Below are 24,737 nucleotides of genomic sequence, written 5' to 3' on the forward strand. Positions count from 1 at the left end.
GGATTTGTGTACGTTTGAGAGTTATACGTGGGGGCGACGGGCAGTTCAAGGGAATTCAGTGGTGGGCACGGTACGTCGAATGGGGGATATTCCCGCTGTCGCATTGGGGTCGTGGAGTATGAGGGGTCAGGCGGAGTGGGTGTAACTGGTTCCCTGTAGTCGGGCGCGTGCGCGTCGGCGAAGAGCAGAACGAAGAATGACGGCGAGAAGGAAACAGACGACCAGGGTGGAGATCACCATGAGCCACTGGTAGTCGGAGAAGAGCATGTTGAGTTGGAGCCAGAGTGAGAGCGAGCCGACGCGGTAGACGTCGTTGCCAATGCGATAAGAGGAGAAGTGCGAGCCGTGGAGGACACTTACGGATTGCGAGATGTCGGAGGACTGCGAGGTCTGTAGGAAGGTGGAGAGGAAGTTCGGAACGACGCTCTTGTCGCGGAGCGCGATGACGACGACCGACTGCTTGGATCCGCTGGGCCACTCGACTCCTTCGATGAGCGCGTCGGGGATGCCGCCTGCGGTTTCGAGCTGGCCGGACTGGACGTGGTCGGAGCTGCGGACCTTCCACCAGGCGTGCTGGAGTTGTGTGAAGAAGTCCTGGGTGTCCTGGATGTGAAGGCCGCTGCCATCGACGCTGACGGGGAGCGAGGGGTTGAGACGGTTGATGGCGTTCTGGTCGTCGACCGTGCCGAGGACAAGGTAGTCCTTATGGGCGTCGGGCTTCATGCCTTCGGGGTTGGTGACGGTGACGTTGAGGACGGGATAGCCGGTTTGCGCTCCGAAGTGAGACATCAGGGTGAGGAAGAGTTCGATTTCATCGGTGCTCGGAGTGTCGGGCAGCACGACTGCGGTGTCGGAGAGGTCGGCCTTGCGGGTGAAGGGATAGCCGGCGTTGGCAAAGATCTCGAGGTTCGGCAGGACGGCTAAGTGAGGGATGTCCTTGAGGTCGAGGTAGGAGTCTTTGAGGATGGAACCCTGAAGGTTGGTGAGGCCGACTTCGGGGCAGTCGGGCTTTCTGACGAGTTGGAAGAAAAAGCGCAACAGAACGGAGTTCGAGAAGGGACGCAGGTCAGAGACCGGGAACGGGACGATGCGCTCGGGAGTGGGCTTGTCGTTGTGCGAGAGAGGGGTTGAGTTGACGTAGGCGTCGTTGAGGTAGACCTGAAGAGAGCTGTCGTCGGAGAGTGGAACGCCGTTGTAGCGGTAGGCGACGTGAAATCCCAGGTTCTGCCGGGTACCGTAGAAGAGGTCGGGCGGCAGGCGAAGGTAGAGGGCGATGGGATCGGTGCCGTCGGTCTGAAGATTTGCGGTTTGGAGGAGGTCGCCGATCGGGATGTTCCTGTCGGTGCTGAGCCAACGTGGCGCGTCATCGGCTTCGCGAGCGGCGGGTAGTTTGATTTCGGGTATGCGAACGCGATCACCGGTGAGGAGATTGCGTTGGAGAACGAGTGCCAGGGCTGCATTGAGGACGTCGGCGTCGGTTTCGCCTGTCAGGACGAGAACCTTCGAGTAGGGATCCGACGGGTTGGTTCGCATGACGATGGTGGGGCCGGCGATGGAGTTGATCTGAAGGGCGGCGGGAAATGAAGCTCCACTTTGACCGATGACGATGGCGTTGCCGGAAGGGATAGTGCCGATTGAGATTGGGAAGCGTATGGGGCGTGAGTCTGCGAGGATGCCGAACCATGAGGCTACGATGCCGGCTGCTTGAAGAGCTTTCTGCGAAGGCTGGCCAAGGAAGACGATGGGAATGACGGAATGGTTGATCTGAGGCTCGTAGAAGGGCGCGGGGAGGAGCTTGAGATCATCGTGCAGAGGAGTCAGCGATCCCGCGACCTCGAGGGTCGAGTCGTTATCGATATGCGCCCAGAGGGTGGAGTGGGATGGGTCTTCGCATTGCGCGGCGTAGTGTCCTACGAACTCGATGGTGAGCTTATTATCGCGGGTGAGCGCATCGACGGGGAGGGTTACGGTTGATTCGAGGAGGTCGTTGCCGGGATCAGGCACCGGCTTGGCTGATGTGGGTGTCTGGGGGATGTCGTGGGTCACCGCTGAGAGCGTTGCGAAGTAAGTTCCGTTCAGGCTCAGCTTGAGATGACTTTGCGATGGGATGAGGCCAGGAGAGAAGTGGTAGCGGAGATGCAGGGTTGCGGTCTTGGCGACTTGCGTCTGGGGTAGGGAGAAGTGAAGCGTATTGAAGGCATCGACACCTTGCATGATGATGGTTCGGGGCGCGCCAAGGTCGGAGAGGTGGATGACGTTGTCGAATGTGTCGGGTGGCAGGGCGGCGGCAGCTTGTGCAGCGGCGAGTCGAGCGGCATATGCCTTGTAGGAGAGGAATGGCTTCACTGCAGGCGGGGTTTGAGGTGGCTGCGGGTTCTCGGCCGAAGTTGCATTCTGGGTTGCTGGAGTGCTGGGGGTTGGCGTCGCGGCAGGAGCTGGTGTCGGAGCCTGAGCTGGAGGGGCGGCCTGGGCGGGAGGCGGGGTAGTAGCGTCGTTCTGTATCAGCAAGTGTGTGGAGTGAAGCGGATGGATCTGTGCCGAGAGAGCGGGAGAGCAGAACAGGACAGCCAATGCGAGAAGCGGCACGACGCTTGTAGTTAACTTTCCGTTGGGAGATATCTCCTTCGATTTCGATCCGCTGCGAAAGGTTCGGAGAAATCCCTGGCCGGCGAGTTGAACGATGCGGCGGAGGCTGGTGAGTGGCTGGTCCGCCTCGCGGGCCTCTCCCCAGCCAAGCCAGGTATCGGCGCGAGAGTAGAGGACCATGGTGAGAGCCTCTTCTTCCTGGAGGGTCAGCGGGTCGAACTGAGCGCGGAGTGTATTGCCTTCGATGCCGACGAGCGTGGCAGGCAGAGTTGCTTTGCCGTCGAGAACCGGAAGGGTGAGTTTGACGGAGTCGCCAGTCGTGGCGGTGAAAGCACGCTCGATGCGGACCATAAGACCGCCGCTGGACATGTCGCTGGTGACGCCGCGGACGACGGCCCCGTTGGCAAGTTCGACGTCGGCGGGAACCGACATGGGGAGACGGACGGCCTGACGGCGCTGGCGGCTCTCCCAGGCTACGGAGGTGGCGACGCCGAGAATCACCATGTTGAACGAGGCCCAGAGGAGGTTCATCAGGATGGTGCCGGGATGGCCGCCGTCGTACATGTCGGCGATGAAATGCAACGGCGAGGGTGTTCCTGCACCGGGAAATTCGATGAACCGGGGGATGGCGCAGAGGATTCCGAAGGCGTTGATCGCGATGAGAAACAAGAAGGGCTGGGCCATGCGGGCGTCGAAAAATCTTCGAGTGACGATACCGCCTTTTGCGGTCACGTCGAAGTTGCCGAACTTAGGATTGATGAACGCGAAGAGCGTGGGGAGAAAGATGTAAGGTGCGAGGACGGTCTCGTAGATCTGGTTCCAGAAAGAATGGCGATGTTGGCCCTGAATGCGCGAGTTGGCGATGTTCGCGAGAACCAGGTGCGGGAGGGCGTAGGCGAAGATGAGCAGCCAGTAGCCGGGTAGATTGACGTGTCCGAAGATGAGATAGACGAGCGGTGCAGTGAGGAAGATGAGGCGCGGCAGAGCGTAAAGGAAATGCGTCATTGCGTTGAAGTAGCAGAGACGCTGCGCTGCGCTGAGGCCGCGAGCGAAGAGTGGATTTTCAGTGCGCAGGATCTGGACCATGCCGCGTGCCCATCGGATGCGCTGCCGGATGTGCCCGCTGAGGCGCTCGGTGGCGAGACCGGCGGCCTGGGGGATGTTGATGTAGGCAGTATTCCAACCGTTGGTCTGCATTCGGAGCGAGGTGTGAGCGTCTTCGGTGACGGTTTCGACGGCGATGCCGCCGATCTCATCGAGGGCTGAGCGGCGAAGGACAGCGCAGGAGCCACAGAAGAAGGTCGCGTTCCAGAAGTCGTTGCCATCCTGAACGATTCCGTTGAAGAGCTCGCCTTCATTGGGGATCGTACGGAACTGGCCGAGATTGCGCTCGAAGGGATCGGGCGAATAGAAATGATGCGGGGTTTGTAGCATCCCGAGCTTTTTGTCGCGCAGGAACCAGCCCATTGTGATCTGCAGGAAGCTTCGGGTTGGGACGTGATCGCAATCGAAGATCACGACGTAGGGAGCGTTGAGTTGAGCCAGGGCGTGGTTGATGTTGCCGGCCTTGGCGTGCTCGTTGTCTTCGCGGGTCATGTAACCGATGGCGGCCTCTTCGGCAAATTGGCGAAACTCTTCGCGCCTGCCGTCGTCGAGCAGGTAAACGTTGAGCCGATCGGCGGGCCAGTCGATGTTCATGGCGGCGAGGGCGGTGTACTTCACGACGCTAAGCGGCTCGTTATAAGTGGGAATGAGGAGATCGACGGCAGGCCACTGGTTGATGTCGTCGGGGAGAGAGACCGGGGTGCGGCGGAGCGGCCAGAGCGTTTGGAAGTAACCGAGAAAGAGGACGACGAAGGCGTAGATCTCGGCAAAAAGCAGGAGGCAGATGAAAAAGCCGTCGAGAATGCTCCATGTCGAGCCGGGGTCACGAAAGAATTTGACGGTGGTGGAGATTCTCCAGAAGCCGTAACGGAAGGTGGAGAACATGGACGCGAGCATCAACGTCAGCGTAACCAGGTAAGAGCCGGAGCTATGATCTGCCCAGATGACAAGCGCTACGGTGAGGATGCCGAGAACTATCTGCTGGGGCCAGGTGAGCTCCAGGATACCGGTGAACGCTAGTAAAAATACTCCACTGAACAGGATGAGAAAGCGAAGTGCCTTGTAGAAGAGTGCGTCACCTGATTGGAATTTGTCAAAGAGAGGATACTCCCTCATCGCTCGCTCCAACGTACGTTGCGGAAGCCTGCCGTAGCGGGTGCAGCAACGGTACGGAGCCAGGTGGCGACGTTCAGGTAGTCCTCGGCGACGGGTGCATCGGGCGCGTAGTCAACTACGGTCATGCCCTCGGCGAGGGCTTCGCTGACTGACTGCGCGCGGCGAATCACGAAGGGTAGGAGGCGATCTCCTAACTGTCGACGCATGACCTCACGAACGTCGAGGTGCAGCGGCAGCGAGGTGTCGAACTGATTGAGCACGTAGAAGGGCTGTAGGGGGCGGCCATCTCCGTCGTTGACGCCGCTGAAAAATTTCTCGACGGTCTGGAGGCTAATAACGGAGTTCATGTCGGGGGCCACGGGAACGAGGATGGTGGGGCTCATGCGGGACATGCGACGGACGATCCAGCTGGAACCGACGGTGAGATCAAGCAGAATGCGGTGAGCTCCGCGGCCGTTGTTGATGATGTCCTCGGCAAGCAGTTCCTGGGCGTCCTCACTAGTCGTCTTGTGATCGACGTCGTAGCTGACGAGGTAGATGGGAGCGTCGGTGCTACCGCTGGGGGGCGAGAAGGTGCGGACGGTTCCGTGGCGGAGTTCGCTGGCACCGAAGTAGAACGGCAACAGGCCGTGAGAGGTGGTGTCCGTGAGAAGAACCTTCTCTCCCATAGAAGAGAGAGCACGGCCTACGGTTGCGACGAGGCTGGTCTTGCCAACGCCACCGGCGAGAGAGAAGACAGCCAGGACGGGGGTGCGAGTTTCCTTCTGACGTACGGGCGCGGCTTCCGGCTGGTCCTGGCCAGGCTGCTCGAACACGCCCTTGAGGGCGTACCAACGGGCGGCGACGCGTTCTCTGGAGTGTTGAAGAGTATCGGCTACTGAGGACTGAGAAGGTGGTGGGGGCGGGGGCGCAAGGGGCTTTGCAGAGGCAGGCTGAGCAGGCGGGGAGTAGAGCCACGCAGGGCCTGCGGGATCTGACTGAAACGCGGGTCGCGCAGAGGCTACAGGTACCGGCTCGGGAGACGACACCGTCGGGTTGCGACGCGGCAGCTCAGGCTGACTGTGTGACTGTTGATAGTCGAAGTCATCCTGAGCCCGGCGACCACGGCTGGAGTCGGAAGGTACCAGAGCTTGCGAGAACGGTGAGACGGGTCTTGCAGGGGTTGAAGAGAGGGGCGGTGCCGACCGGAAAGCCCCGGACAGCCGGGGAGGAGCGAATGTTGCCGGTGGCGATTCCCGGGTCGAATCGAGAGGCGCATCGGTCGTGGACTTCGAGTGATCTTTGGAAGTCGAAGCTGAAGATTCGGAGTCCGCTGTGGACGATGCCGAGAATTGTTCAGTCTGAGTTGTACGGACCTCCGCTCGCGGTTGAGGATCGCCGCGACGTTGCCCTGTGAGCTCAGTCGAACCTTCGCTTGACGGCGAAAGAGGCTGAGTAGCGTGCTGTTCTGAGATCGGCTTCATATCCTGGGATAAAGGAGGTGCAGGCACGGTTCGGCTTTGTGTTGGAATCAAATGTCTGAGCGGATCAAAAGTAGTGTACTCGGCTTGAGAGTCATCTGGGCCGCGATAAATCTGGCGGACGCCGGATGCCTCGTCGGGGCGATAACCCTGGGGGCGACGTGGAGTCATATTTTGCACGGAAACCCTTGGCTCGGGCTCGGTTCGATCATTGCTCATTGGTGATTCCTGTGTCGAAGCAGCCGGTTGGCGGACGGTGGCATCTGAGGCTGGGCTTGCATTTGTGGGCTGGGCATGGGGAACGTAGGGGTCCGAAATTCGGCCTGGAATCTCGGGAGCGCCAGCAGCGCCTCTTCGACGAATTTCCGAGTCTGCATACCTGGCGGCCTGGCGCTGGGCCGAGGCGTGCGCCTCTGCAATCTCACGTTCTTCTCGGCGGGAAGTGGCTTCGGCCAATGCGGCAACCTCGGCTCTTCGCGCGGCTTCGAGTCGTTCAGCTGAGGCTGTCCGACCGGCGTCTTCGGCCTCGCGCAGAGCGCGTCGCCTGGTGGAGTCGGAGTCATCTGTTTGGTGGTTGAGCGCAGCCTTTGTCGCATGGCGAGCGACGATCTCTGCCGACGTGGCGGCGTCTTCCGCCTCGGCTTGAGCGAGGAGAGCCTGTTCTTTTACCTGCTCAGCAGCGCGCTGTCTCAACTGCGCGCGATACTCGCGACGTGATGCGGAGAAGTCGCGATACTTCGCTCCGTGAAGATTTGCCCAGGAATAAAGTACTGCCACATCTTCAGGTGTTTCCGTTACTGGAAGATCATCGATCTTGTCGGTGATCTTGTCGGTGCCGTGAGAGTCCATAGCTCTTGGTCCTATGTGTTGTGAAGCCGGTTCGTTTAGTTTGAGCTGCGCCGGTTCGATGCCAGCTCAATGGAGATAAATTGCACCTGTTGCTATGCAATAGCTTGAGGCTACTGTTGGTATTACCCCAAGTCAATGAAACCGTTGTGCGACTTAAGTGTGAGAAGCCAATAGGGGCGCGGGTTTTCTGCATCAATCGAGGCTAGATATCAACGAATATGACGGTCTTCCTATAATGAAACTCATTGGGTTCGATCAAGAATAAGGCGCAACTGACTGCAAGTCGTCTATGGACTTTGTGAGGAGGGGTTAGAAACAATATTCCGAATGGAGTCTGTCTTTGAACTCCATCGCAAGGGCAAGAGATAGTAGCAGCTTGCTTTGCCAGTGATTGGTGGCGATTTTCACGTGGGCAAATGTGCTAACTTGGTAGTGTGGTTTGAGAGCGTAGCTCAGTTGGTAGAGCATCGCCCTTTTAAGGCGTTGGTCCTGGGTTCGAGCCCCAGCGCTCTCACCATAAACACCTTATAATCAATCATATAAAATCAATAGCTGCCGGGCCGGTTCAGGTAGGGATTCTATGCTGTCGGTTTGTCCGGAGGGGGGACGACCGCGCAAAAGTCTTCGAGAAAGCGCTCAGTGTACTCCGCGATTAAATTTTCGATGCGGTCGGCTGTGTCGGCGCGGAGGATGAGGCCGGCGTGATGATGGCGTTCGAGACGTTGGACGACTTCGGGTGCGTCGTAGCTGCTGGTGTCAGGATGCTCTTGCCGGGCGAGACAGATGACGCTGCCGGCGTACTGGTAGGTCAGATTAGGCAGCGTGTACTCCATGCCGAGGAGAGTGGCAACTTCGAGTCTTGCCCACTCGACCCACGGATTGATGCCGGAGGCTAACTCGACAACGTCGGCGATGTGAGCGCCACCGACGCGGGCTGCGGTTTCAAGGAAGTAGAAGCTGCCGTCGGAGTTAGACTTGATGAACTCGGTGTGGGTGACGCCGGAGATGAGACCGAGTGACTCGATCACCTGTTTGTGGATGGTGTTGAGAGAGATGGCATCGATCGATTCCCTGTTGAGGGCGCGGGTGCTGAAGATGCCGCCCTGATGCATGGTCTGCATGGGCGGCTTGCCGTATTTGTAAGGGGCTCCGAAGAGAACCTTGCCGTTCCAGGTGACACCTTCGACGTGAAAGATCTCGCCGGGGACAAAGCGTTCGAGGACGTAGTGCGACTGGATGTCGCCGAGCTGGTCGAGGATGGGCCAGAGGTTGTCTGGCGATTCGATTTTGCGAATGCCGATGGCGGAGGCGTTGGTGCGAGGCTTCAAGAGCCATGGTCCGGGTACTTTGCGGAGGAAGCTGCGGAGGTCATCGTAGTTGAAGACTCCTGTGAATTCGGGGACGGGGATGCCTTTTTGTTTCGCACTGACGCGCATGGCCAGCTTGTCACGGAAGTTTCGGTTGAGCGATTCGCCCATTCCGGGCAGGCGCATGTGCTCGCGTAGGAGTGCGGCTACCTCGAGGTCGAACTCGTCTAAGGCCACGACGCGGTCGATGTGGTTTGTGCGTGTGAGATAGGTGACGGTGTTCAGGACTTGAGCGGGAGTGAGATTCTCCGGCATGGTGATGAGTTTGGTGAGAGATTCGCGGGGCCAGTCGGCGTGTTCAAGCTTGTCGACAGTGAGCAGGAGGACGTTCGCGCCGAGGCGGGCCGCCTCTTTGAGAAAACGCTGACCTTTTTCGTAAGTGCTGATGCAGAGAATCGTAGGGTCCCGATGCGTATCAGTCACGGTGGCTCCTGTGGTCGGCTAGGAACAGGTTCAATTTGGTGCAGCAGTCTGCGGTTGGGCTAGAGTAACTTCTTTTTGGTTAGAGCAGAACTATTTAGACGGCGGGTTCTTCGGTAAAGGTTTGTTTTACGCCGTCCTCGAGTGTTGTGAAGGGTGCGGTGTACCCTGCAGCGCGGAGGCCGGAGATGTCGGCCTGGGTGTAGTGCTGGTAGCGGTTTTTGAGGTCGCCCGGAAAGGGGATGTACTCGATTTTTCCCTGCCCGTGGACCTGCATGAGGGCTTCGGCAACTGCTTTGAAGGTGCGGGCCTGGCCAGTACCAGCGTTGACTACTACGTGCATGGGCCGCTTGGGGCTATCGGGGAGGAGGCCAGCGAAGAACAGGTTGATACGGGCAAGGTCTTTGACGAAGACGAAGTCTCGGCGTTGTTCGCCGTCGGCGTAGCCGCCTGAGCCCTCGAACATGCGGATGGTGCCGGTGTCTTTGAGCTGACGGGTGAAGTGGTGGATGACGCTGGCCATGCGGCCTTTGTGCTGCTCGCGTGGGCCGTAGACGTTGAAGTAGCGGAGGCCGACGACGGTGCACTTCATGTCGTGAAGATGGCGGCGGACGTAGTTGTCGAAGACGAGCTTGGAGTAGCCGTAGATGTTGAGTGGGCGCTCGTTAGCTGGGACTTCGGTGAAGCTGGTGCTGGCTCCGTAGACTGCGGCGGTAGAGGCGTAGACCAGAGGAATCTTGCGGTCGAGGGCAAAGTGCAGCAGCTCCTTGGAGTAGGTGAAGTTGTTATCCAGCATGTAGCGCCCATCGTCTTCGAGGGTGTTGGAGCAGGCGCCCTGATGGAGGATGGCCCGGATCCTGGTGTTCTCGAAGTCGCCAGCTTTGAGAGCTGCGCGGAACTCGCGCTTGTCCATGTAGTCGGCATATTCCGCGCCCGCGAGGTTGAGGAACTTCGGGCCGGTGAGGTTCGGGGCGGGGGCGAAGTTGTCGACCAGCAGGATGTTGCGCTCGCCTATTTGATTCAGCTGTTGGATAAGGTTGCTGCCGATGAAGCCTGCTCCGCCGGTAACGATGATCAATTCTGGGTCTCCTCGCTCACGGCGGGGTTTGCTGTGAGCTTTTTTACGATGTTGGTGGTCGAGAAGCCTTCTACGGTGGGAACGATCTCGACTCGGCCGCCGCTTGCGACTACATCCTCGTGTCCGACTACGGTGTCGATGGTGTAGTCGCCGCCTTTGACAAGCACGTTGGGCTTTAGAGCACGGATGAGTTCTAGGGGCGTGTCCTCTTCGAAGAGAACGACTGCATCTACTGCGGCGAGGGCGGCCATAACGCGGGCGCGTTCGCGCTCAGAGACTATGGGCCGGGTGGGGCCTTTAAGGCGGCATACGGAGGCGTCGGAGTTGAGGCCGAGGACGAGTTTTGATCCGAAGCGGTGACAGTCTTCGAGCAGCGTGATGTGGCCGACGTGCAGGAGGTCGAAGCAGCCATTGGTGAAGACGATGGTCTCGCCCGAGGAGCGCCACTCGGCGACGCGGAGTTTGAGGCGGTCGAGGTCGAGGATCTTTTCGCCGGCTGTGAGTCCTGAGCTGGGGGTAAGGACGGCTACCAACTCGTGAGCCGCGATGGGGACGGTACCGACCTTGCTGACCACGATGCCTGCGGCGAGGTTGGCAAGCTCCACCGCGGTCTCGACCTTCAGGCCGCCGGCGACGCTGGCTGTCAGGGTTGCAATGACAGTATCGCCAGCTCCTGAGACGTCGAAGACCTCGCGGGCGCGGGCGGGGGAGTGATAGATCCCGGGTTCGCCCGCTGAAGGAGCGCGGAGGACCGTAATTCCCTTCTCGCTCATGGTGACGGTGAGGAACTTGAAGTCGTGTTCTGCGACTAAAGCTCGTCCGGCGTTGAGAAGTTCTTCAGTGTGATGCGATGGGATGCCGGTCGCTGTTGAGAGTTCGCCTAGGTTCGGACAGACGGTGGTGGCGCCGGAGTATTTGCTAAAGTCGGGGGTCTTGGGGTCGACGAAGACGGGGATGCCGGCGTTGCGTGCCGAGCGGATGACAGCTTCACAGAGTGAACGCGTGAGAGCGCCTTTGGCGTAGTCGGAGAGGATGACGGCGTGGACCTTGGTGACGAGCTCCGTGGCGCGTTCCTGAAGGCGCTGAGCTTCGGCGGCGGGGACAGGGTCGCGGCTTTCTATGTCTAACCGCAGGAGTTGCTGCATGCGGCCGACGATACGGGTTTTGGAGATGGTGGGGAGCGAACTTGAGACGACGCCGATAGTGTCGATGTTGGCGCGATCGAGGATTGCGGCGAGTTCTGTCTGCTCGGCGTCGCTTCCCCAGAGACCTGCGAGGAAGGTTTGGCAGCCGAGGCCGGCGAGGTTCATGGCTACGTTGGCTGCTCCGCCGGCGCGCTCGTAGCGCTGGGCGTGGCGGATAACCGGAACGGGAGCCTCGGGAGAGATGCGCTCGACCTCGCCGTGGATGTAGCGGTCGAGCATGATGTCACCAATTACCAATACTTTGAGTTGACTTAAGCCACCCTCAAGCAGGTTCAGGATCGAATGAAGTTCGGGCAGCATGAACGAAAAAGATCTCCCGCGACAATCATCGCATCTTTGAGCGAAGGTGCGTTCTCTCGGGTTAGCCGAGGACGGCGCGAACCTCGGTGATAACCTCGTCCACCGTGATGGAGGTCAGGCATCTCTTTTTTTCGATGATGCAGGTCTCGAGGCCACAACCCCAGCAGTCGGTCTGGTGGTAGACAATGCGGTGCTGTTTGCCGTAGGGAAACCAGACGCGAGGCTTGTTGCGGGCGGCGAAGATGGCGACGCAAGGAGTTTGGACGGCGGCGGCCAGGTGCATGGGACCGCTGTCGTGACCGACAAAGATGCGGGCCTGGGCGAAGACGGCTGCACTCTCGCGCGGATTGAGTAGGCCGCAAAGGTTGATGACCGGCGTGGAGGAGCTTTGTTTCCAGCCGTCGGCAGCAAAGTCGCTGGCTTCGGCCTCCTCAGGAGCTCCGCACAGAACAAGAGCGTGGTTGGGGTACAGGGGTGCGAGTCGGTACAGGAGTGCTCGCCAATTTTCGCGGCCCCAGTCCTTCGACTGCACCTTGGTGCCAACGCTGACTGCGATGACGGGGCTGTCTGCTGCGGCAGCAATAGCTTGTTCGGCGCGAACATGTTCTGCGTCGGTGAGACGGAGATCCCAGCTCGCGGGATCCTCGAGGTGGGCGTCTCCTAGCTCGGCCAGGTTCCGGGTGAGCCGCTCTCCCTCCGGTTCGAAGGTCCGGGTTTGCTGCTCCCATCGGTTTTGCTGCATGTCTTCGGTGAGTGGAATGCCGATGAGATGTTTTATTCCGCAGAGACGGAAGAACTTTGCGTCGCGACGGGCTGACTCGACGCCTCGGGCAGACCCCACGTAGACCAACACCTGCGGCCGCCAGCGAAGGAGTTGCCACCAGAGGGAGAGGAGTTCGCGAGGGCTGCGCATGCCGACCACGTAGCGGAAGTAGCCGTGAACGAGGTTGCTGTTTTCCAGGATGGCGGCCGCGGCCGGGGCTTTGACGTTGACAGGAAAGTTGGTCAACATGCGGCGTTCGGCCTGTGGAAAGGCACGGGCAATGAGGTGGAGGGCCGGTAGTGCGATGAGAGTGTCGCCGAGGCTGCCGAGGCGATAGATCAGGACCCGTTTCGTGGTGATTGCCATTGTCTGTCTTTAGTCTGCTTGGTTCGGCGACTTAGGGCAAATAGGACGAAAGGGGGAGACGGGGTTTGGTGGTTGCTGAATCGGAGAGCCTGTTAGCCTGATCGAGCGAGAGGTCTGGTTTTGAACGAGGCGAACAACCTGATTTTTGTTTCGATCGCGGCGTATCGCGATCCGCAACTGATTCCTACGATTGAAGACTGCATTGTCAAAGCAAGGCATCCTGAGCGACTTCGGTTTGGCATCTGCTGGCAACATGATCCCCACTCAGATACTCTGCCGCTTCGTAACGACGATTGCTTCAGGATTCTGGCGATCGACTGGCGCGAGAGCCGGGGAGCTTGCTGGGCCCGATCGGAGGTGATGAAGCTCTGGCGTGGGGAGGACTGGTTTCTGCAGGTCGACTCGCACTGCCGTTTTGCGTGGGAGTGGGATGCGAAGCTGATCGACGAGATGAAGCAGACGGACAGCGCTAAGCCGATTTTGAGTACCTACGCCGCACCTTTTACTCCTGGCGGAGACGAGGTGCTGGTCGAGGGGCCGCTGCAAATGGCGTTTCAGGGGTTTACCGAAGATGGCATTCCACATATGAAGCCGATGGCGATCGCAGACTGGCGGAACTTGACGCGGCCACGACGAGCGCGCTTTCTGTCTGCGGGTTTCTTGTTTGTGCAAGGTGGTTTTGTGGATGAGATTGGGTACGATCCTGAACTGTATTTTCTGGGGGAGGAAGCAGCCATGACCCTGCGTGCTTTCACCAGCGGGTATGACCTGTTTCATCCGCAGGAGACCATCGTCTGGCATGACTACGGCAGGCCGAGGGCTCCGAAGCATTGGGGCGATCACGTTGAGGAGAACAATGCGGGCCGTTCGTGGCATGAACTGGATTTGCGAAGCAGAGACAAGGTGAGGAGGCTGCTTGCGGGGCAGCCGGTGGAGAGCTATGGAATCGGGTCCGCGCGGAGCCTGGAGGACTATGAGGCCTATGCGGGACTATCGTTGAAGCTGCGAAAGGCCCAGGATTACACGGTGCGATGCGGGGAGCCACCCAATCCCGAGGCAGCTGTCGACTGGACCGGACAGATCTTTTCCTGGATGGTTCGAATCGCGTTTGATCGCGAGGCTCTGCAGGTTGCGGCATTCGACGATCCTGAGCTCTGGTATGTCGGGGTGCAGGATGCGGATCACGTTGAGATCTATCGCCGGGATATTCCCTCGTCGCAACTCGCTTCGCTCCAGACTACAGATCCGCAGGTCGTTCTGGTTTGCGAGTTCGAGTCGGGGGCGGTTCCCGCGTCGTGGACGGTCTGGCCTGTAAGCCATTCCCTGGGGTGGTTGAGGAGGATTGAAGGCACTCTGGGCGATGAGGATTACACGATCGTCATTGACGACGCTGAATAAATACGCAGCGTATCCATTGCGACTCATTACGGCTTTTCAATTCAGGTCGCGCTAGCTGGTAAAGTTTTTGGTTGGGAGGGCCTATGCTGGATGCACTTGTGATAACGCGGATGCAGGAAGAGATGACGGCTGCCCTGCATGAGACAGAGAACGAGGTGGCCATCGAGACGGGCGCGGATGGGTTGATGGCGTTGGCGATGGCACAGCATCGGGCTAACTTCGATCTTTGGCATGAGGAGGATAAGGCTCGGGTTCCGGGCGCTCCGGACGCGGAGATCGTGAGGGTAAAACATGCGATCGATACGCTCAACCAGCGACGCAACGATCTGGTAGAGAAGATGGATGTGTGGCTGATCGACCGGCTGGAGCAGGATCCGGCCGCCCCGCTGCACTCGGAGACGCCGGGCCTGATGATCGATCGGCTTTCCATCCTGGCATTGAAGATTTATCACACGCACGAGGAGGCGCACCGGGTGACCGCGACAGAGGAGCATCGTTTGCGAAATGTGAACCGGCTGGCCTTGATCGAGGAACAGCGCGAGGACCTGGCGGCATGTCTGGATGCGCTTTGGAGCGAAGTGCTTGCGGGCAGACGGAGGTTCAAGCTCTATCGGCAGATGAAGATGTATAACGATCCCGAGTTGAATCCGGCGGTGTATGGTCGCGTGTAACCATGGCCGAGTGTGCCTATTTGGGTGAATACTTCTAACGCGAAAGAGATGATACCGATAGGTTGTACAGACGTGGGGTTGACCTGACGGCCAGGTCTGCGTATAAAACCGACACGAGAACAAACAAATTTTGGGGCACCCGTTAGAATGGGAGAGCTCAGAAACCGCCTTAGGCGACAGGAACTACGATGGCTCAGACAAAGACAGTAGCAGCACCAGCAGTAAAGCGTGTCCCACGCACGATCGCTGGAACGATTCCTCAGACAAACGACAATGCCCGGGCGCAGCTGATGGCTCACTACGAAGCTGCTCTGCGGTTGATGCAGGAGGGCAAGTACGACAAGGCCCATGCGGCGTTCGACAAGATGCTGGCCGCCGGCGCGGGTGAACTGAGCGACCGTGTCCGCATGTACTCCGCCGCATGCTCCCAGCAGATGACGAAGGGAAAGAATGACTTCGCAAACTGCGAAGAACAATATGATTATGCGATCTCGTTGCTGAACGACGGTCACTACGAAGATGCGCGAGAGCACTTTACATTGATCCTGCAGGCGAACGAGAAGGCGGACTATGCCTTTTACGGTCTGGCGGTGCTGGCGAGCATGACTGGCGACTCTCATCGCTGCCTGGAGCATCTAACCGAAGCTATCCGGCAGAACCCACGGAACAGGATCCAGGCAAGAGCGGATTCAGACTTCCAGGATATGGCCGACGATCCGCGCTTTACGGAGCTGCTCTATCCTGAGGTCTAAGCGCGATTTGCAATCCGGCACAACGGGCGCTTCGTTTAGGCTTGTGTAGGAGAACCTGCGCATGTCGTTGCCGAAACCGACCGAATTGAAAGACAAAGACCTGCGTGTGGTTGCCATTGGCGGGGGCACGGGTTTGTCGACGCTGCTGCGCGGCCTGAAGCGGTATGTGGCAACTCCGGAGCGCAGGAAAGGGACTCGTCTGGGAGATTCTGCGAGGGTCGAGAGGCCTCCTGCGCCGCCTTGTCCTGAACAGCGGTGCATCATTCGGGAGCTTTCGGCTGTTGTGACGGTGACCGACGACGGCGGCTCCTCGGGGAGATTGCGCGAGGACTTCAAGATGCTGCCTCCGGGAGATCTCCGGAACTGCATGGTCGCACTTTCTGAGGACGAGCACCTGCTGTCGAAGCTGTTTCAATATCGTTTCGAGCACGGCGATCTGGAAGGACACAGCTTTGGGAACCTCTTTGTGGCCGCTCTGTCGCACATCACGGGCGACTTTGCCCAGGCAGTGCAAATGTCGTCGCAGATTCTGGCGGCGAGGGGAAAGATCTATCCTGCGACGAATACCAACGTGACGCTGGCGGCGGAGATGGATGACGGATCGCTGGTGCGGGGCGAGACCAACATCACGAAGAGTCGACGCAGCATCGTCGAGCTGCGACTGGAGCCGGAGACAGCTGATCCGCTGCCCGAGACGCTGGAGGCGATTGCGAATGCTGACCTGATTACGCTGGGGCCCGGTTCGCTCTACACGTCGCTGATCACGAATATGCTGGTTCGCGGCATCCCGGAGGCATTGGCTGCGTCGCCCGCGACCAAGGTATTTGTCTGCAACCTGATGACGCAGGCGAACGAGTCGCTGGGGCTGACGGCTTCTCAACATATCGAGAAGATCATGCATCATGCAGGCACGGTTACGGCTCCCATTTTCGACTATGCGCTGATCAATACGGGGCACATCTCGCCATTGCGACTGGAGCAGTATGCGCGCGAGGGCCAGGAGCCGATCGAAGCGGATCTCGACCGGGTCCGCGCGCTGGGCGTCGAGCCGGTTACAGGTGACTTCGTCCATGAGGGTGATGTGCTGCGGCATGATTATGACCTTGTAGCGGAGCAGCTGCTTGGTTTGGGGATGGAGCGTCCGTTGGCGGTTGCGGGTGTGGGGCAGGTACCCCCTCCCCGTACTTAATGTGTGCAAAGTATTCAAAGATAATGGCTTAGGTCTGGACTTCGGGTTGATTCGTTCTCCTTGCGGTTTAAATGCAGATGCCCCGGCTTGTGGCGGGGGCATTTTTTTGTTCTGTATCCAGTATAGCGAGTGGAGTGAAACTCATACGCCAGGCGTATGTGTTTGTCTGGCAAGGAGTTTTGGCGCTTTGGGGGTTGACAGACCTATAGACCATGTCCTGCCGGACGGGCCCACTGCGCGTGGCGCGGCCACTTCGTGGCGGGTATACCTTTTCCTACGGCCCTCCCTCTGGTCGGGATCTTTAGAGCATCGCGATCTCTACGAGGGGCGTCGGGGGTGGGGATTCCAGAGTGCGTTTTAGCTGGCCACAGGCGGCGTAGATGTCGCGGCCTCGAGGCTTGCGGATGAAAGCTGGAATGCCTGCGTCGCGGAGACGCCTTTGAAAGATACCTACGTCCTGCGGGGTCGGCTCGTGGAAGGGCATTCCCGGGCCCGAGTTCCAGACGATCAGGTTGATCTTGGCGCGGAGATTCTTCAAGAGGGCGATCAGTTCGTCGGCGTGTCCGCGCTGGTCGTTGATGCCGCCTAGCAGGACGTACTCGAAGGTGACGCGCTCGCGAGGGCGCAGCGGAACCGTGGAGATAGCCTCGAGGAGAGCGGCGATATTCCATTTGCGAGTGATGGGCATGATGGACTCGCGGACGATGTCGTTGGAGGCGTTGAGACTGACGGCTAGCTTGGGTCGGACTGTCTCTTGGGCGAATTGCTCAATGCCGGGGAGGATGCCGGAGGTGCTGACGGTCATGCGAGACTCGGGAATGCGCATGGGACCGGTGAGGAGGCGGACGGCGTCCATGAAGTGGGCGTAATTCAAGAACGGCTCGCCCATCCCCATGAAGACCAGGTTGATGCGAGCTGGATTGCTGTTGCCTCGTGCGCTTCCGACTTCGACGTTATGGCGGTTGAGGACGGCAGCTACCTGCCCGGCTATCTCTCCAGCGGTGAGGTTGCGGCGGATGCCGAGCTTGGCGGTGAGGCAGAACTGACAGTTGACGGCGCAGCCGACCTGGCTGGAGATGCAGATGGTGGCGCGTTTGTAGTCGTCGTCAGAGGGATGCTCTTCCTCTTCGGCGGCCTGGGTGCCGTCGCCGCGTTCGCCGCCGTCACCTCCGGGCATCCAGACGGTCTCGACGGTCTCGCCGTCGGCCATGCGAACCAGATAGCGCTCGGTGCCGTCGATAGAACGGGCGGTCTGGACGAGTTCGGGAAGGCCAACGATATAGCCCGCGGCTTGGAGTGTCTGGCGCAGAGCTGCTGGGAGGGTCGTGATCTGGTCGAGCAAGGGGATGCGTTGGATGTAGAGGGCGTCGTAAAGCTGGCGCGCCCGGTAGGCTGGCTGGCCGAAACTTTCCATCAGACCGGTGAGGTCTTGCAGGGAGGCGCCAAAGAGAGGCCTTTCTTCATCTACTGGATTCGAAGATTCTTCTATGTTGCTCATTATTAGGCGTTAATGTAATTAGACTTAGGATGCTAGAAGCCTTGGATACCCTCGGAGCATCTATATAAGTCTACTCCGATAGATACGGAAGATGGCGCAGGCGGCGCTATGAAACAATGGAGTCTGAAGGAGTCTCATGTCTGTAACGTTAGTTGATGATGTCGTAATTTCGAAGAATGCCTCTCGGAATATCCGCAAAACTGTTTTGTCGAATGGTTTGCTGGTTCTGACCGAGAGTATGCCTCATGTGCGCAGTGTTTCGATGGGGGCCTGGGTGGGCTCAGGGTCGCGAGATGAGACGCCGGAGGTGAATGGGATCTCGCACTTTGTCGAGCATATGGTGTTCAAGGGCACTACCTCGCGGTCGGCGCAGCAGATTGCCCGGGAGGTGGACACGATCGGGGGCAATCTCGACGCGTTCACCGGCAAGGAGACGGTCTGCTTCAACATCAAGGTGCTGGATGAGAACGTGGCGCCGGCGCTGGATGTGCTGTCGGACCTGGTGCTGCACCCTACCTTTGCGCCTGAGGATGTGGAGCGCGAGAAGGGCGTGATCTCGGAAGAGATCAAGATGGACGAGGACAACCCGGATTATCTGGTTCACGAAGTATGGACGCAGAACTTCTGGAAGGGCGACGCGTTAGGGCGGCCGATTCTGGGAACCGTGAAGACGGTGAAGAGCTTCGACCAGCAGACGCTGCTGAACTTTTATGCTGGGCAGTTTACGCCGCGGAATATGGTGTTTTCGGCTGCGGGTAATTTAGAGCATGACGCCTTTGTGGCGCAGGTGGCGAAGGAGTTTGGCTCGCTGGCTGCCAGTGGGGACGGCGTGCCGACGAAGGTGGCTGCGCCGAAAGCGACACCGCACATTACGCTGAAGAGGAAGAAGTCGCTGGAGCAGGTGCAGTTGTGCCTGGGAATGCCGGCGCCCCCGGTGAATGATTCGCGGCGGTATGTGGTGTACCTGATGAACACGATGCTGGGCGGCGGGATGAGCTCGAGGCTGTTTCAGACGGTTCGCGAGGATCGTGGTCTGGCTTATTCGATCTACTCGGAGATGAATCCGTTCCGTGATACCGGATCGCTTTGCGTGTATGCGGGAACCTCGGTGGACAAGACGCAGGAGGTGTTGCAGCTTACCCTGCAGGAGCTGCGGCGTCTGAAGGAAGAGACGGTCAGCGAGGTGGAGTTGAAGCGGGCTAAAGATCAGCTGAAGAGCAATATGGTGATCGGGCTTGAGAGTTCGGGCAGCAGGATGGCGAATCTTGCTCGGCAGCAGATGTATTTTGGCAGATTCTTCGGCGTGGACGAGATTATGCAAGAGATCGAAGCGGTGTCGACGGCCGATGTACAGATTCTGGCGCAGGAGCTGTTCCGGCCAGAGACGATGGCGTTGACGCTGCTTGGAAATCTTGGCGCGATGGAGATCGAGCGGGAAGATTTGGCCTGCTAGTTCCCTGCTGATAGAGTTTGTTCGGTGGTAGAGATCGAGAATTGCCGAGGATTGAAAAAGAAAATGAATGCACGGGACCTGCGCGCAGAGCTAAAGGTACGACGGAACGAAGACGGATTTACGCTGATCGAACTGCTGATCGTGATGTCGGTGATGCTGATCCTGATGACGCTGGCGGTTCCGCAGCTGTTGAAGCTGAGGAAGCAGGCGCAGGAGACCTCGGCGGTACAGTCGCTGCGAACGATTGGGCAGGCGGAGCTGCAGTACAACTCGGCTTATCCGGCGAATGGGTTTTCGTGTTCGCTGGCGACGCTGGGTGGTGATCCCAAGTCTGGCGCTCCGACCGCACAGGCGGCGCAGCTGATTACGCCGGATCTGGCGAGCGGGCAGAAGGCCGGTTATACGTTCGCGATCAGCAACTGCACCAAGGTGACGGTAAACAATCAGGATATGTACACGTCGTTTGAGATTACGGCGGTGCCGAACTCGATTGGAAAGACCGGCGACCGCGGCTTCTGCACGGACGAAAACAACACTATCCGCTACGACCCGGCAGGTGGAACCAACTGCACGCAGCCCATTCAGTAATGCTGGTTAAGGCTGTCCTCTTCGCGTCGTTCTTGTGCGCTCCGCTGGTTGCGCAGGAGAACGACGCGTTGGTGCGTAAGGTCGACGATCACTACAACCATCTCGGGTCGCTGCGGGCTCATTACACAGAGAGCTATGCCGGGATGGGGATGGTTCGCGCGGAAGAAGGTACGCTGCTGCTGAAGAAGCCGGGGCGGATGCGGTGGAGCTATGCTGCGCCGGTGGGTAAGGTGTTTGTTCTGGATGGGAAGTTTGCGTGGTTTTATACGCCTGGCGATGCGCAGGCGACGCGGGTGCCAGCAAAGCAACTGGATGATTTGCGGTCGCCACTGCGGTTTTTGCTTGGGCACACGCAGCTGAATAAAGAGCTCGATAACCTGACGGTGAATCCGGATGGCGCGGATTTTCGGATCTCGGGAGTGCCGAAGGGGATGGCGCAAAGGGTGAAGCTGTTGTCGCTGTGGGTGACCGCGGGTGGGGCGATTGAGCGTATGAATCTCGAAGAGGTGGATGGGGCAGTGACGGAGTTTGCTTTCTCGGGGATGCAGGAGAACGTGACTGTGAAGGATTCCGATTTTGCGTTTGTTCCACCGGATGGGGTGAGCGTGGTGGAAGGGTTACCGCCAATCTAACCAGCGGCGTCCAGCTGGAACGTCGCCATAGGTCTACCCGAGTTCGAATGCTTTGAAGCGATCGAAAGCAGCAGGATCAAAGTTCTATTAAATTCTGTGGGATTTTCGATGAACCTGACGCCCGATGCTTCGTTTCTCCGCCATTTTGGCCGCTCCAACGATGAATCACACGTCGAACTTTTGAGAGTGGGAGTAGTAGAATCAGATCAACTTTGAGCGGAAATAGTTTTTATCGCGCGGAAGAGACGCGCAGAAAAGTAGAGTCAAGATCGTGAGCCATGTTGTTTCAGTGAGTCGCCTGAGTACGTCGGAGTTTCATTCGGCAGTTTATTCACTGTCTCCTTCCGTTGCCGTGTTTGATTGCGATGGAACGCTTTGGTCGGGAGACGCCGGAACCGGTTTTATGAAGTGGACGATCGAGATTGGACTTGTCTCGCGAGAGGCGACCGACTGGATCGACTCTCGATATCGCGGATACATGAAGGGTGAAGTGTCTGAGGTGGCGATCTGTGGGGAGATGGTGCAGATGTACCAGCGGCTGCGCGAAGACGAGCTGCGGCGTGCGGCGAAGAACTTCTTTGCGAGCCAGATTGAGCCGAATATCTTTGCGGAGATGAAGGAGCTGGTAGACGAGCTTCGGGGCAGAGGAGTCGATATCTGGGCGGTGAGCTCGACTAATAACTGGGTGATCGAAGAGGGCATGAAGCGCTTTGGGATTCCGGCTGAGCGGGTGCTGGCGGCTCGGGTGCAGGTGAAGGACGGGGTTGTGACCGACACGATTCTGGATGTTCCGACAGACGAGGGTAAAGTGGCATCGCTCAAGCGGGCGAGTGTGACGGCGCCTGATGCGGTCTTCGGGAACTCGGTCCACGACGCGGCGATGTTGGCCATCGCGCGACGGGCGTTTCCCGTTAATCCTTCCCCGGCTCTGTCTGAGCGGAGTGCGCAGGAAGGCTGGCCGGTCTACTATCCTGCAACAGTTCGTCCGGCCTAAGTAAAGCGAATAGAAGCTTTTGAGCTGCGAATATCGTCTAATCTGTAGTCAGGTGAGAGAGCCGATTCGCAAACTCGAGGAGCATGTGGAAGCCGCTGTACAGAAGCCAGTCCGATTGGTGGTTGCGGCTCTGATTCTGCGAGGGTTTGCGGAGGAAGGCGTGCGTGGACTCGAAGTATTGATCTGTCAACGGAAACCGGACCAGCCGATGAGCCTGAAGTGGGAGTTCCCGGGTGGAAAGATCGAGGCAGGCGAGACGTCGGAGGACGCGCTGGCTCGCGAACTGAACGAAGAATTAGGGATTACGGCTGTGATTGGCCGGCGGGTGGCGCGGGTCAGGCACAAATATCGTAACGGCGGGTCGATCGATCTGCAGTTCTTCGTGGTGCGGGAGTTCGATGGCGCGTTGGAGAACCGAATCTTCAATGACATACGGTGGGCACCGTTGGCCGATCTGCCAGGGTACGACTTTCTGGCGGCGGATCTGGGACTGATCCGAGATCTTTCAGAAGGCAAGCTGCTGTAACGGCGTTGAGCCTTTTTGCGGATACCCTGCCAAATTTCTAACCGTGAAGCGTGTTCCAGACGAGAACAAGCGATAAAGACGTGACGATGATGACCGTCGTCCATGCGATGACGTTGAACCAAGGCTTGTTGGTGTAGCTCCCCATGAGATCGTGCTTGTTGATCAGCTTCAACATAAAGACCAAAACCAAAGGCAAAAGAACGCCGTTTAGCACCTGCGAGAGGATGCTGAACTTCACCAAAGGAAAGTTCGGGATGAGGACGATGGCCGCGCCCGCGAAGAGCAGCAGGCTGTAGAGCCAGTAGAAGAACTTTGCTTCGTTGAAGCTCTTGTCCAGGCCGCTCTCGAAACCGAGTCCTTCGCAGACGGTGTAGGCGGTCGATAGCGGCAGGATCGATGCCGCAAACAGCGATGCATTGAAGAGGCCAGCTGCAAAGAGGATGAAGGCGTATTGCCCGGCCAGCGGTTTCATCGCACCAGCGGCATCTGAGGGGTCGGTGATGTGGCGGATGCCGTGGGTATAGAGGGTGGCGGCGCACGCTACTACGATGAACCAGGCCACAATATCGGTAAAGATGGAGCCTACGATGACGTCCAGCCGTGAGGTTTTGTACTTGCGGATGCTGACACCCTTTTCAACGATGGAGGACTGCAGATAGAACTGCATCCATGGAGTGATGGTGGTGCCGATCACTGCGACAGTTGTGTAGACGTAGTCCTTGTCTGACCAGACGTTGCGCGGAGGCAGCTTGATGGTCTCGACCATAGCAAGGTGCCAGTCAGGTCCGCTGAGGACGCCAGTGATGATGTAGGCGATGTAGAAGACGCTGGCGATGAGGAAGATCTTTTCGACGCTCTTGTAGTCGCCCTTAACCACAAGCGCCCACACGATGGCCGCACAGATGGGGACGCTGACATATTTGCTGACGTGGAAGAGCTGCATGCTGCCTGCGATGCCGGAGAACTCGGTGACCACGTTGGTGAAGTTGACTGCCACCAGAAGGATCATGATGACGAAGGTGATGCGAAGCCCAAACTCTTCGCGGATGAGGTCGCTGAGACCTTTGCCGGTGACTACGCCCATGCGGGCGCACATCTCCTGCACAACGATGAGCGCGAGGGTGATTGGGATCATCGTCCACAGAAGCGTGTAGCCGAACTGCGCGCCTGCTGAGGAGTAGGTGAGGATGCCGCCGGCGTCGTTGTCCACGTTGGCAGTGATGAAGCCAGGGCCAAGCACCGCAAAGATGAGAATGAGTCGGGTTCTCCAGGCGCGCCATGAGCTCATTACTAATCCTTGTGCGGACGAGTGGGTGGAATTTGTGCTTTGGGGAGAACCTATTGGTCCGCCTCTAACAGGCTAACTCATCTTCTTGCCCTAGCGGGGGAAGTGCAGACGTTCGTTGGGGATAGGTATCTAGGTTGCCCCCATCCGTCTTGGGAAGAGCTGATCTCGTTCGGACTGAATGAGGCGGTAGAGTGCGGCTGCGGGAGCGTCGAGGGTACGGTCGTCTACGACTTGTGCGTTGGCTTCGATGTGGTGCGAGTTTTTTGAAGAGAAGAGGATGATGCTTGCAGGGTTCATCAGGATTGCGGCCTTGAGCATGAGGCGGGCGAGATCTTTCGCGTTGCTGAGGTCCATGTTCGTCGACGCGGACCAGCTCTGGCAGAGTTCCCTATTTTCTGTGAGAGCGCGATGGAGCGAGCGGAAGTTATCGGTAAGGGCACGGTGATGAATTCGGAAGGGCTTTGCCGAGGCGGTATGTAGGACATCTACGTTCGCAGCGAGAACCGACCATTCGTACTGGAGGGCATGACAGTACGAGGGGCGCTCAGCCAGGAGGGCTGTGAGTTTGTCCGCGCTGCTGCCTATACCGAAGGTGCCGATTGTTCCTCTTTGCTTCTCTTGTTCGAGAAGGTGAAGAAGGGTGTCGTCGTGAAGGTCGGCTGCTGAGGCTTCGTGGAGGAGCCAGAGGTCTATGTGGTCGGTGCGTAGTGCAATGAGACTGCGTTCGAGAGAGGACTTCGCTTGCTGTGCCGTGAAGGTCGCCGTTTCGCTAGTGCGAGTGGCGGCCTTAGCGGCTTGAGCGAGACGATGCTTTAGAGGGGGGAAGGTTTTGATCAGCGGTCCTGCTATGCGGCGGGCTGCCGAGATCAGCGGCGACTTTTTTGCGGGAGGGATTCCGTATTTTGTGGTGACGGTGACCTGGTTGCGGTGGCGTAGGAGGAACTCGCCAAGGCAACTCTCGGCCTCGCCGTAGCCGTACCTGGGAGCGACGTCGAAGTGGCGGATGCCTGCGTCGTAGGCCGCTTCAAGGATGGCCAGAGAGGCGCGACGTCCCATGGCGCCCATAACGCTTGAGCAGCCGAAGCCGAGGCGGGTAGTGGTTCGGTCGGTATCTCCGAGTGCGATTTGCTCCAT

The 24,737-nt window shown here is 58.7% G+C and carries 18 protein-coding genes and 1 tRNA gene; 10 read left to right on the forward strand and 9 right to left on the reverse strand.

What is annotated here, in order from left to right:
• Window positions 1–126: 126 nt before the first annotated feature.
• Both bcsA and RBB77_RS14810 read right to left on the reverse strand, forming a co-directional pair.
• The gene (gene bcsA, locus RBB77_RS14805) at window positions 127–4,806 is read right to left on the reverse strand and encodes a UDP-forming cellulose synthase catalytic subunit (RefSeq protein WP_353062518.1); all 4,680 of its coding nucleotides are present in this window, start codon (window positions 4,804–4,806) and stop codon (window positions 127–129) included.
• Window positions 4,803–7,115 carry a cellulose synthase operon protein YhjQ/BcsQ gene (locus RBB77_RS14810; RefSeq protein WP_353062519.1) on the reverse strand — a complete coding sequence of 771 codons (2,313 nt, stop codon included), beginning with the start codon at window positions 7,113–7,115 and terminating at the stop codon, window positions 4,803–4,805. Before RBB77_RS14810 ends, bcsA begins: the two co-directional genes overlap by 4 nt.
• 441 nt (window positions 7,116–7,556) lie before the next feature.
• Between RBB77_RS14810 and RBB77_RS14815 the strand changes: the two genes are divergently transcribed.
• Window positions 7,557–7,632 (forward strand) — tRNA-Lys (locus RBB77_RS14815).
• 61 nt (window positions 7,633–7,693) lie between these two features.
• Here RBB77_RS14815 and RBB77_RS14820 read toward each other — a convergent pair.
• The 4 genes from RBB77_RS14820 to RBB77_RS14835 form a co-directional block, all read right to left on the reverse strand.
• Window positions 7,694–8,905 (reverse strand): ATP-grasp domain-containing protein, encoded by a 1,212-nt coding sequence (locus RBB77_RS14820; RefSeq protein WP_353062520.1) that lies wholly within the window; start codon window positions 8,903–8,905, stop codon window positions 7,694–7,696.
• A 94-nt stretch (window positions 8,906–8,999) separates the two neighbouring features.
• Window positions 9,000–9,980 (reverse strand): ADP-glyceromanno-heptose 6-epimerase, encoded by a 981-nt coding sequence (gene rfaD / locus RBB77_RS14825; protein ID WP_353062521.1) that lies wholly within the window; start codon window positions 9,978–9,980, stop codon window positions 9,000–9,002.
• A complete protein-coding gene (hldE, locus tag RBB77_RS14830) occupies window positions 9,977–11,485 on the reverse strand; it encodes a bifunctional D-glycero-beta-D-manno-heptose-7-phosphate kinase/D-glycero-beta-D-manno-heptose 1-phosphate adenylyltransferase HldE (RefSeq protein ID WP_353062522.1) in 1,509 nt (502 codons plus the stop codon). Before hldE ends, rfaD begins: the two co-directional genes overlap by 4 nt.
• A gap of 61 nt (window positions 11,486–11,546) precedes the next feature.
• Window positions 11,547–12,614, reverse strand: a complete 1,068-nt coding sequence (locus RBB77_RS14835) for a glycosyltransferase family 9 protein (RefSeq protein ID WP_353062523.1) — start codon at window positions 12,612–12,614, stop codon at window positions 11,547–11,549.
• Window positions 12,615–12,734: 120 nt separating this feature from the next.
• Between RBB77_RS14835 and RBB77_RS14840 the strand changes: the two genes are divergently transcribed.
• From RBB77_RS14840 to RBB77_RS14855, 4 genes are all read left to right on the forward strand, one after another.
• The gene (locus RBB77_RS14840; protein WP_353062524.1) at window positions 12,735–14,012 is read left to right on the forward strand and encodes a GlcNAc-transferase family protein; all 1,278 of its coding nucleotides are present in this window, start codon (window positions 12,735–12,737) and stop codon (window positions 14,010–14,012) included.
• Window positions 14,013–14,095: 83 nt separating this feature from the next.
• Entirely contained in the window at window positions 14,096–14,683 is a 588-nt protein-coding gene (locus tag RBB77_RS14845) for a DUF4254 domain-containing protein (protein ID WP_353062525.1), read from the forward strand.
• Window positions 14,684–14,871: 188 nt separating this feature from the next.
• Window positions 14,872–15,435 carry a tetratricopeptide repeat protein gene (locus tag RBB77_RS14850; protein ID WP_353062526.1) on the forward strand — a complete coding sequence of 188 codons (564 nt, stop codon included), beginning with the start codon at window positions 14,872–14,874 and terminating at the stop codon, window positions 15,433–15,435.
• Window positions 15,436–15,496: 61 nt separating this feature from the next.
• A complete protein-coding gene (locus RBB77_RS14855) occupies window positions 15,497–16,624 on the forward strand; it encodes a gluconeogenesis factor YvcK family protein (protein ID WP_353062527.1) in 1,128 nt (375 codons plus the stop codon).
• A 301-nt stretch (window positions 16,625–16,925) separates the two neighbouring features.
• On the opposite strand, the gene rlmN is transcribed toward RBB77_RS14855, so the two are convergent.
• Window positions 16,926–18,122, reverse strand: a complete 1,197-nt coding sequence (rlmN, locus tag RBB77_RS14860) for a 23S rRNA (adenine(2503)-C(2))-methyltransferase RlmN (RefSeq protein WP_353062528.1) — start codon at window positions 18,120–18,122, stop codon at window positions 16,926–16,928.
• A gap of 136 nt (window positions 18,123–18,258) precedes the next feature.
• Between rlmN and RBB77_RS14865 the strand changes: the two genes are divergently transcribed.
• The 5 genes from RBB77_RS14865 to RBB77_RS14885 all read left to right on the forward strand — a co-directional run bounded on the left by RBB77_RS14865 (window position 18,259) and on the right by RBB77_RS14885 (window position 22,315).
• Window positions 18,259–19,575 carry a M16 family metallopeptidase gene (locus RBB77_RS14865; protein WP_353062529.1) on the forward strand — a complete coding sequence of 439 codons (1,317 nt, stop codon included), beginning with the start codon at window positions 18,259–18,261 and terminating at the stop codon, window positions 19,573–19,575.
• 63 nt (window positions 19,576–19,638) lie between these two features.
• The gene (locus RBB77_RS14870; RefSeq protein ID WP_353062530.1) at window positions 19,639–20,163 is read left to right on the forward strand and encodes a type II secretion system protein; all 525 of its coding nucleotides are present in this window, start codon (window positions 19,639–19,641) and stop codon (window positions 20,161–20,163) included.
• Window positions 20,163–20,795 (forward strand): outer membrane lipoprotein chaperone LolA, encoded by a 633-nt coding sequence (lolA, locus tag RBB77_RS14875; RefSeq protein WP_353062531.1) that lies wholly within the window; start codon window positions 20,163–20,165, stop codon window positions 20,793–20,795. The genes RBB77_RS14870 and lolA overlap by 1 nt, the downstream gene beginning before the upstream one ends.
• Before the next feature lie 352 nt (window positions 20,796–21,147).
• Entirely contained in the window at window positions 21,148–21,789 is a 642-nt protein-coding gene (locus RBB77_RS14880; protein WP_353067638.1) for an HAD family hydrolase, read from the forward strand.
• Between the two features lie 52 nt (window positions 21,790–21,841).
• Window positions 21,842–22,315: a (deoxy)nucleoside triphosphate pyrophosphohydrolase gene (locus RBB77_RS14885; RefSeq protein ID WP_353062532.1), complete on the forward strand. Its 474-nt coding sequence runs from the start codon at window positions 21,842–21,844 to the stop codon at window positions 22,313–22,315.
• A 37-nt stretch (window positions 22,316–22,352) separates the two neighbouring features.
• Here the strand turns inward: RBB77_RS14885 and RBB77_RS14890 are convergent, their stop codons facing one another.
• Together RBB77_RS14890 and RBB77_RS14895 are read right to left on the reverse strand one after the other, a co-directional pair.
• Window positions 22,353–23,603, reverse strand: a complete 1,251-nt coding sequence (locus RBB77_RS14890) for an Nramp family divalent metal transporter (RefSeq protein WP_353062533.1) — start codon at window positions 23,601–23,603, stop codon at window positions 22,353–22,355.
• A 129-nt stretch (window positions 23,604–23,732) separates the two neighbouring features.
• Window positions 23,733–24,737 (reverse strand): aldo/keto reductase, encoded by a 1,005-nt coding sequence (locus RBB77_RS14895; protein WP_353062534.1) that lies wholly within the window; start codon window positions 24,735–24,737, stop codon window positions 23,733–23,735.

The organism is Tunturibacter psychrotolerans, assembly GCF_040359615.1.
Lineage (GTDB): Bacteria > Acidobacteriota > Terriglobia > Terriglobales > Acidobacteriaceae > Edaphobacter > Edaphobacter psychrotolerans.

Excerpts from the sequence above, each read along its gene's own strand:
- bcsA (WP_353062518.1), bottom strand. The coding sequence starts at position 4,806 with ATGAGGGAGTATCCTCTCTTTGACAAATTCCAATCAGGTGACGCACTC.
- RBB77_RS14810 (WP_353062519.1), bottom strand. The coding sequence starts at position 7,115 with ATGGACTCTCACGGCACCGACAAGATCACCGACAAGATCGATGATCTT.
- hldE (WP_353062522.1), bottom strand. The coding sequence starts at position 11,485 with ATGCTGCCCGAACTTCATTCGATCCTGAACCTGCTTGAGGGTGGCTTA.
- RBB77_RS14835 (WP_353062523.1), bottom strand. The coding sequence starts at position 12,614 with ATGGCAATCACCACGAAACGGGTCCTGATCTATCGCCTCGGCAGCCTC.
- RBB77_RS14845 (WP_353062525.1), top strand. The coding sequence starts at position 14,096 with ATGCTGGATGCACTTGTGATAACGCGGATGCAGGAAGAGATGACGGCT.
- RBB77_RS14850 (WP_353062526.1), top strand. The coding sequence starts at position 14,872 with ATGGCTCAGACAAAGACAGTAGCAGCACCAGCAGTAAAGCGTGTCCCA.
- RBB77_RS14855 (WP_353062527.1), top strand. The coding sequence starts at position 15,497 with ATGTCGTTGCCGAAACCGACCGAATTGAAAGACAAAGACCTGCGTGTG.
- rlmN (WP_353062528.1), bottom strand. The coding sequence starts at position 18,122 with ATGAGCAACATAGAAGAATCTTCGAATCCAGTAGATGAAGAAAGGCCT.
- RBB77_RS14865 (WP_353062529.1), top strand. The coding sequence starts at position 18,259 with ATGTCTGTAACGTTAGTTGATGATGTCGTAATTTCGAAGAATGCCTCT.
- RBB77_RS14870 (WP_353062530.1), top strand. The coding sequence starts at position 19,639 with ATGAATGCACGGGACCTGCGCGCAGAGCTAAAGGTACGACGGAACGAA.
- lolA (WP_353062531.1), top strand. The coding sequence starts at position 20,163 with ATGCTGGTTAAGGCTGTCCTCTTCGCGTCGTTCTTGTGCGCTCCGCTG.
- RBB77_RS14890 (WP_353062533.1), bottom strand. The coding sequence starts at position 23,603 with ATGAGCTCATGGCGCGCCTGGAGAACCCGACTCATTCTCATCTTTGCG.
- RBB77_RS14895 (WP_353062534.1), bottom strand. The coding sequence starts at position 24,737 with ATGGAGCAAATCGCACTCGGAGATACCGACCGAACCACTACCCGCCTC.